This window comes from Paraburkholderia sp. EG304 (assembly GCF_046543485.1).
GTDB classification, from domain to species: domain Bacteria; phylum Pseudomonadota; class Gammaproteobacteria; order Burkholderiales; family Burkholderiaceae; genus Paraburkholderia; species Paraburkholderia youngii.
Window position 1 is genome coordinate 1 of sequence record NZ_JBKGUA010000122.1, and the last position, 7,625, is coordinate 7,625.

Sequence of the window (7,625 nt, forward strand, 5' to 3'; positions counted from 1 at the left end):
GAGCGTCGCATGGTCCATGATGGTCTCCAGTTACGAGTGAGCTCCTTCAGCGTAACCTGCCCGGTGAGGCGGGGCGGACCATGTCATTAGTGATGGAAGTGTTGACGGGGCCGGAGCGCCGGCGGCGATGGTCAGGCCAATCATCGGAGGACCCGCTCAAGGACCGGCGCAAGATCGTCGCGTCGGGCACGCGTCCGATCCGAAGTGACGTATTGCCATGCTGAAGCTGAATACTGCCATTTGCAGCCACGGCAGGTGCAGGCGTGTGTGGCGCATCCGGCTCCTGAGGTATCGCCCGTTCGGACTGTGCATCGACAACGACAGGCAACGTCGTCTGCGCCTGGGAGTCGTCCACCAGCAAACCCTGAGCGTACAGTTTGCGCCACGCCCACACCTGGTTGGCGTTGATGTTGTTCTCGCGGGCGATCCGGGCGACGGCGGCACCGGGTTCAAAGGTCTGCTCGACGACCGATCGCTTCCACTCCAATGGATGTCGTTGGTTCTGACACCTGGCAGGTAATTCGACTGTCTGAGACACCGTGTCCATTCTCCGCTGTTGGTGGACACAGTCAGTCATTCGTGTCCGTTGCAGCCGATGATTGCATCTTCTACGCAAGGCGGGGAACGGTACAGATCAGATGCTTACGTTTGCTCAAGTGTTTTCGAACGAGCATTTGCGCATCGATACCATGCCGCTAGAAGCGGCCATTCCCTGTTAATCAGAAAGGAGTTAGTGCGATGCGCACGATCGGGCATTACACCGGGTTTTTCGGCACGGACGATGTATTGAGCAACTGGCATCCGTGCCGTTTCACCTACCGCGGTGTCTCTTTCACGTGTGTCGAACAGTTCATGATGGTGCGACGCGAAGTCGCGTAAGTAATTGTTCCAGCTTGATGTTAAGCGAAGGAACCTGCATTTCCGTGTGCAGTAGCCTACTCAAGCTCGCGATGCTGGTAACGGTGCCGTGAGAAGCCTTGAGGACAATGTAGACCGCCTTCGGGCTAGGTGTCCCCGCGAGGGAAGCCGAGAACTCCGAGCACAACTGGGGTTCGGTCGCTAGGCTGGTCGGTATGGGTAACAGAAGTGAACTGTCGATAAACGTCGTTAATTGTAACAAGCCAAATGTGCTGACAGGCTTGAACCAAAACGGTACGTGACTGGTTGATTCGCTCATCATTCGGATCACACGGACACAAAGTCACCGGCGAAAAGACAGGCCCTAACCCGATCGCGTTACTTACGTGGAACGCGGTAAGCCCGTATATCTCCCGCGAGGGTAGGAGCATCGCAAGATGTGACGATGGATTGCGGGTATGGGATCGTGGAAAAAGCGAAGGCTCGGTTGTAATGACTGAGATACGGACAGTTTGTTTCGTCTGGCCCGAAAGGGCGCCCACTTCCACGTGGTCTTTCATCACGAGACGTATTGATAAACCTTTTGAGGGAGGAAAGCAGATGACTGCATCGTTGGTAGACGCGGGTGCGCCTTCCCACAACCCGGTACAGTGGCACCAGATTGAATGGTCCCGTTGCCACCGAGAAGTGAGAAGGCTGCAAGCGCGAATCGTGAAGGCAACGAGCGAAGGTCGCTGGGGCAAGGTGAAAGCCTTGCAATGGCTACTAACGCATTCGTTTCACGGCAAAGCTCTCGCCGTGAAGCGGGTAACTGAGAATCAAGGCAAGAACACGCCGGGCGTGGATGGGGAAACCTGGTCTACGCCGGAATCAAAGTCCACTGCCATTTTGTTGATGAGGCGGCAAGGTTACCGACCGTCACCTCTGCGGCGCATCTATATTCCGAAAAGCAATGGAAAGCTCAGACCTCTGGGCATTCCGACGCTCCGCGATCGTGCGATGCAAGCGCTACACCTGCTATCGCTCGATCCGGTGGCCGAAACAGTTGCCGATGATTATTCATATGGCTTCCGTACGCACAGATCTACGGCTGACGCCATAGAACGGTGCTTCGGTGTGCTGGGAAAAAAGGCTTCGCCGCAATGGGTGCTGGAAGGCGACATTAAAGCTTGTTTCGACAAAATCAGTCATGACTGGCTCCTCGCGAACGTCCGAATGGACCGAGCGATACTCCGGAAATGGTTGAAGGCAGGCTTTGTGAGCGATGGTGTGTTATCGCCCACCGAGGAAGGTACCCCTCAGGGCGGAATCATCTCCCCGGTACTCGCCAATCTCGCATTGGATGGGTTGCAGGCTATGCTTCGGGACAGATTTACGTGGATCACGAAAAACAAGCTTAGGGGTTGTGTCAATCTTGTCCGGTACGCGGATGACTTCGTGATCACAGGGCGTTCGAAAGAATTCCTGGAACATGAGGTGCTCCCGGCAGTTGTAGCATTTCTCCGGGAACGAGGGCTTGAGCTTTCGCAGGAAAAGACCCTCATCACGCATATTGACCAAGGTTTTGATTTTCTCGGTCAGAATATCCGGAAGTACGGCGGGAAGCTCCTTATTCGGCCGTCGGATAAAAGCGTGCGTTCGCTGATGGAAAAGATTCGAGAGGTGGTCAGAAACAACAAGCAGGTGAAGCAGTCAACGCTGATCCGTCTGTTGAATCCGATCATCAAGGGCTGGGGCAATTATCACCGGCACGTTGTCTCGAAAGACACATTTCACAAAGTGGACTACCTGATTTGGCAATGCCTATGGAGATGGGCTAAACGCCGGCACCCCCGGAAACGTCTCCCGTGGATTAAGAACCGATATTTCCATCGGATCGGTTCCCGGGACTGGATTTTCGCGGCAGAAGAGCGAGATCCCGAGTCGGACGATGCAAAGCTGTTCAAGATTGAACATTTGAGCAAACTGACCATCGTTCGGCACGCCGCTGCAAAAGGCGAGGCGAATCCTTACGACCAAAAGTGGGAAAGCTACTTCGAAGAACGTCTCAGCCTTCGAATGGCGAGATCACTGACCGGTCGGCGGGTGCTTCTGTCGCTTTGGATTTCCCAAGGTGGCAAGTGCGCTCACTGTGGTGAGAAGATCACCAAACAGAGCGGATGGCATGTTCATCACATTCGCTGGAGATCGAGGGGCGGGAGCAGTAGCATTTCAAACCTCGTCTTTCTGCATCCAAATTGCCATAGGCAGGTTCACAGTCGAGACCTCGAGGTTCGCAAGCCGGCTCCTTGACTGGGGCTTAGAGAGGCTTGAGCCGGATGAAGGGAAACTTTCAAGTCCGGTTGTTAGGGGAGGGGCGGCCAGCAATGGCTTTCCCTTACCCGACTACGCGAAGGCAAAGCTGTTTGATGACGAGACGTCCGCCGCGAAGATTCCCGCGACGACTGATCCGATGACGCAGGAGAAGCTCGCCCGTAAGGTCGCCAACTTCGTTCTGGATACATAGGTCGCGCGGCGCGAATCGATTGTCTTCGTTGGCTGTCGCGAGAAATTTGCGCAAAGCCATAAACTACGCTCCGTGTTGCTCGCGACGGCGCCGACGGTGATGGTTGACGCCAGTCCCTATGACCGGATCCGGGGCGTCGGCCTTGGCGAATGGGGAGTCGGCCCGTTGTTTCAGTTTTGCTGTTGGCAACGCAACATCTCATCGGCCCACACCGCGGTCGAAAACAGGAGTCTGCGCGGCGTATCGAGCTCGCGCGGTGGCTCAAGCAGGCGGAAGTCACCACGAATGCTCCGGTGCAAATAGATAGGGTGGTCGAATCTATCTTTATAGATCTGGATACAGAACACGATAGACGGGAAGTGTCGCACTTACGACATTTCGTATCTTCATTGTCGACCTTGTTCGTCGTTTAAAAACGAGGAATATCGATCCACGCGGTTATCTGGCTGTTGGCACGATCATCGCTGTTCGACCCCCGGGATTTTAGAGGCCCAGTTCCACACCTTCTGCATCCAGCAGACGGGAGAACAGCCAAAGGAGCTAAGAGTGAGTTCGCTTATCGAACCGAGCGGAATTTTTCCGGCCCGGCTGCCGTACCCTCTGCGACGCTTGAGGAGGCCCTAGCTTGATACCCCGCTGGCGCAGTTCTGGACTGCGGGAATCGGAATCGTAGCCGCGATCGCGTAGAGGATCTTGGACGTTTGAAACGGACGACTGCCCTGCCTTGTGGTTCCGCTGTTCAGATGGCAAAGGTTATGGCTTTCCTAGGAAGTCAACGTCCTCTCGACGGATTTTTGACTTATCTCCAAAAAGTGTATTTGCTTTAATATGTTTGAACAGTCCGAAAGGAAGGCACATGATGAGCGTTAGACGTGCGGCATCCCATTTTCTGACGACTGCCATCTTCGCGACCGCACTAACGATGGCGGGGCCAAGTTCATGCGGCTTGAGAAAGTGGCGATGCATTCGTCGTACTGAAATACATTGAAAGCGTGCTCGAAATTGGTTCTCTAGGGCCAAGCATGGAACATAAGGGAGGCATGACAAGAGCGAAAAGCAAAGCCTATCCGACAGACGTTTTTCGACGAAGAAAGGAGCTTCGTGGCAGCGTCTAACGTTGATGGATGAGAGTGCACCACAGAGTGTACGAGGTGCGCGAACGGTCAATGCGTTGCGCTGGATGGCTCGCGCTGGGGCTGCGTGGCGAGTGCTGCTGACCGTTTTTTCGTCGGGAAAACTCGTGTACCAGCAGACGCACGATGGCTGGCGGCGGCTGTTTCGAGTGCATGGTGAGTGACCTTCGTTCGATTGTCCGTGTGGCGCAAGGGCGGCATGGGCAGCCGAGCGCGGTTATCGTTGATGGCCGCACGTTGCAATCGACATGTGAAAGTGGCCCACGCGCAGGCTATGACGGCTACAAGCGCAAGCGTGGCAGCAAGGTACATATGGCGGTCGACATTCTGTCAGTTGCTCGCCGTACACGTGACACCGGCCAACGAGCAGGAACGGGCACAGGTGGCAGAGCTAGCGCGTCAGGTGCAGCAGGCAATGGGAGAAGCCGAAAAAGTGGTCTTTGCCGATCAGGGGGGCACGGGCAAACATCCTGCGTAGGCTGCGCGCGCCTAAGGAATTGATCCCCAGGTGGTCAAGCTGGACGAAGCGAAAAAGCGTTTCCTGCTGTTGCCGCGGCGATGGGTAGTCGAGTGCAGCTTCGGATGGATCAACCGCCTTCGACGCCTCCCACTTGACTACGAACGCTTGCCCGAAACACTCGCAGGTCCGCATTTTGTCGTCGTAGCCGTGCTTGTGCTTGTCCGTGCAATCCTGGTACTTCGAAGTTCCTAACACCGTCTAATCTCTACAAGGACCAAGATGAAAAAATCGCTTCACCGCAACATACGTATCCGTCTACTAAGGACGTCCGTTTTTTCGACGGTAGCGTGCGCACTCGCACTGACAATGCTGAATGCGGCTGCACAGACCTGCCTCCCACCGGCGAACGGCAACTGGGCGCAGTGGCTTGGCCAGCAGGAATCCGCTGGTGGTCACGCAGTTAGGTGTCACGTCGGAAAATCAGAAAGCGGCTTAATCGGCCGCATCATCAATCGGGGCGGCGGTAAGGGTGACACTTGCGCGCCATATCCCGAAGCGGCAAGCTCCTTCACAGACGCGAAAACAATGCTCAGGGCGATATCCGACGCGATAAAGACAAGCGCTCCGGGCGCGGTGACCGGCCCCAACGGAAGAACCACCTTAACCGGGCGAAGCGAACAAAAAGTTGGTCTGGTAGTCGAGACGTTCACTGGAAAAGACCCCAGTAAGAACCGCTCACCGTGCAATGCAAACAAGGGATTCGTCTGCCAAGGGACACGAAACTGGGTCGCAGTAATCGAGAAAAACGACGCTGACTGCTTTCTACTTACCGCATACCCGAAATAGCGTCTTCGTTAGCTCGAGCAAGGTGACGGATCGACGCGTAGTTTAAGGGACGAAATCAAAAAGACTCGTTGGGGCTGCATGCCTTTGCGGCAGGCAGTTCGCGACGAGGTCGTTGTACCTGATCACCTTGCGCTGCCAGTGACGGACGCTTTCGGCTATCGCGCCTTCGCCACCGAACATCAGCCACTTCGCGAAGTCGTTGAACTGCTCGCTCTTGTTGGTCGCGGCGTGAATCGTGCGACGCAGGTCTGGTTCACTGAGATGTTTCAACCGGAACAGCGTCTGCGTCACTTGCCCCAGCTCACGGAATGTGAAGCGGAGCTTGTTTTTCGTGCTCTCCGATCCCAGGCGGCGCAGGACCGTCGACGGCGTCATCTTGCCTGCCTTGATCGACACTGCAACGCGCATCATGTCGGCATAGTGACGTTCGATGAGTGGCCAGTCCACCGGCTGACGGCACGAGCTGTCGATGTGCTTGTATTTGCGCAGCCGGTCCGCCTCGTACAGCACGAGATCCTTGATGTTGCGCATGTGCGGCATCAGGTTGATGCCTACCACGTACGACAGACCGAAGACCGGACCGCTTTGCGCCTGCGTATCATCGTGGATCGTGTCGGGCTTGACATCGGCTACGTTCAGAATCAGCCCATCGAGGATGTAGACGACCTCGTGGACACCAAACGGGATGAAGTGACGGAACAACGCGATGTACATGTTGGGCACGTATAGTAGCCTATCCCGCCGTATCCCCATAGCGAACGAGATATTCGGACAGCAGATTCTGCTCGTACAGGCCCCACTTGGTGCCGTCGGCGCGACGTGCGCTTGCCGTTGCCGCGGTATTTCTGCAACGGGAACTGGTTGTACGCGTTGATCACCATCACGTTCGCCTGGTCGAGCCGCTCCTCCGTGGCGTGTTTTTAGGTTTAGCCGGGCGACCTGTTTGCGAGTGAGCCCTTTCACCGAGCGCGCCGTCTGGTTCGGCCCTAGGTTGTAGCCGTAGCAGAACAGCGTCGTGACGAAACGCTTGCTCGGATCGTCGATCTTCGCGTCGGACCCGGATAGCGGTCGAAACAGTTTATGCAGCTCGAGCCATTGCTCGGTTTCGGTGAGAAGATCCAGGATACTGAACTGCGGCGTTGATGCCGTGATGGCCTGATCAACCAGCGTGCGGTTCGGCGGCTCGAGCTCCTTGCCCGGCTTGCGAATGACGAGTTCCTCACCGACGAACTCGGTGCTGTCGTTTGCTGGGAAGTTCGCATCGGCTTCGTTGAGCGCCGCGTACAGCCTGTCTCGCAGATCCCTCGCAAAGCTCTTGCCGTCCGTCGGGTAAGCCCACAATCTCGCAGTAGCGCGGCAGTTCACGCCGGATTCCTCGTCGGTGACCTGACTGACGTTGTTCTCATCTTGTTTGACGCGCGGCAGCCGCGCATTGCGTCGGCCCGTATTCGGCCTGCAGTACAGCGCCTCGATAGGCAGGTCGTGAGTCTCGGCGAACGAAGGTCATAATGCTTCAAAGCCAGACGCCCAGCCTGCTAGCAGACTCTGCGGCCGATACGCCCACCATGAAAATAGATCGGCGCTCTGAAAACATGTTGTGCAGACCTTTCCTAGAGCGTGTTAGGAACTTCGATTGAGACCTGTTATCCTGGCGGGATGAAAAGAACAGACCGCAAAGGGTATCCGACTGATGTATCGGATGAGGAATGGAGTTTCGCGGCGCCGTATCTGACGCTGATGGACGTCGACGCGCCCCAGCGCAAATACGAACTGCGCGACATGTTTGATGCATTGCGCTGGATGGCTCGTGCCGGCGCGCCGT

6 protein-coding genes and 2 pseudogenes are annotated in these 7,625 nt (G+C 56.1%); 6 read left to right on the plus strand and 2 right to left on the minus strand.

Going from position 1 to position 7,625, the window contains the following annotated elements; translation table 11 throughout:
- Nucleotides 1-46: 46 nt before the first annotated feature.
- The gene (locus ACLFKU_RS41855) at nucleotides 47-547 is read right to left on the minus strand and encodes a transposase (RefSeq protein WP_410853143.1); all 501 of its coding nucleotides are present in this window, start codon (nucleotides 545-547) and stop codon (nucleotides 47-49) included.
- Nucleotides 548-738: 191 nt separating this feature from the next.
- On the opposite strand from ACLFKU_RS41855, the gene ACLFKU_RS41860 reads away from it, so the two are divergent.
- From ACLFKU_RS41860 to ACLFKU_RS41880, 5 genes and pseudogenes are all read left to right on the plus strand, one after another.
- Nucleotides 739-879, plus strand: coding sequence for a hypothetical protein (locus tag ACLFKU_RS41860; protein ID WP_410853144.1), 141 nt, complete (start codon nucleotides 739-741; stop codon nucleotides 877-879).
- A gap of 579 nt (nucleotides 880-1,458) precedes the next feature.
- Nucleotides 1,459-3,150 (plus strand): group II intron reverse transcriptase/maturase, encoded by a 1,692-nt coding sequence (gene ltrA / locus ACLFKU_RS41865; protein WP_410853145.1) that lies wholly within the window; start codon nucleotides 1,459-1,461, stop codon nucleotides 3,148-3,150.
- 232 nt (nucleotides 3,151-3,382) lie between these two features.
- Nucleotides 3,383-3,667 carry a hypothetical protein gene (locus ACLFKU_RS41870; RefSeq protein ID WP_410853146.1) on the plus strand — a complete coding sequence of 95 codons (285 nt, stop codon included), beginning with the start codon at nucleotides 3,383-3,385 and terminating at the stop codon, nucleotides 3,665-3,667.
- Between the two features lie 737 nt (nucleotides 3,668-4,404).
- A pseudogene (locus ACLFKU_RS41875) lies at nucleotides 4,405-5,209 on the plus strand (IS5 family transposase).
- A gap of 114 nt (nucleotides 5,210-5,323) precedes the next feature.
- The gene (locus ACLFKU_RS41880) at nucleotides 5,324-5,803 is read left to right on the plus strand and encodes an RNase A-like domain-containing protein (RefSeq protein WP_410853147.1); all 480 of its coding nucleotides are present in this window, start codon (nucleotides 5,324-5,326) and stop codon (nucleotides 5,801-5,803) included.
- A 96-nt stretch (nucleotides 5,804-5,899) separates the two neighbouring features.
- On the opposite strand, the pseudogene ACLFKU_RS41885 reads toward ACLFKU_RS41880, so the two are convergent.
- Nucleotides 5,900-6,970, minus strand: a pseudogene (locus tag ACLFKU_RS41885) (Tn3 family transposase); the annotation flags it as partial.
- A 489-nt stretch (nucleotides 6,971-7,459) separates the two neighbouring features.
- Here ACLFKU_RS41885 and ACLFKU_RS41890 point away from each other — a divergent pair.
- Nucleotides 7,460-7,625 (plus strand): transposase (locus ACLFKU_RS41890; RefSeq protein WP_410853148.1); only part of this gene is annotated, 166 nt, incomplete at its 3' end.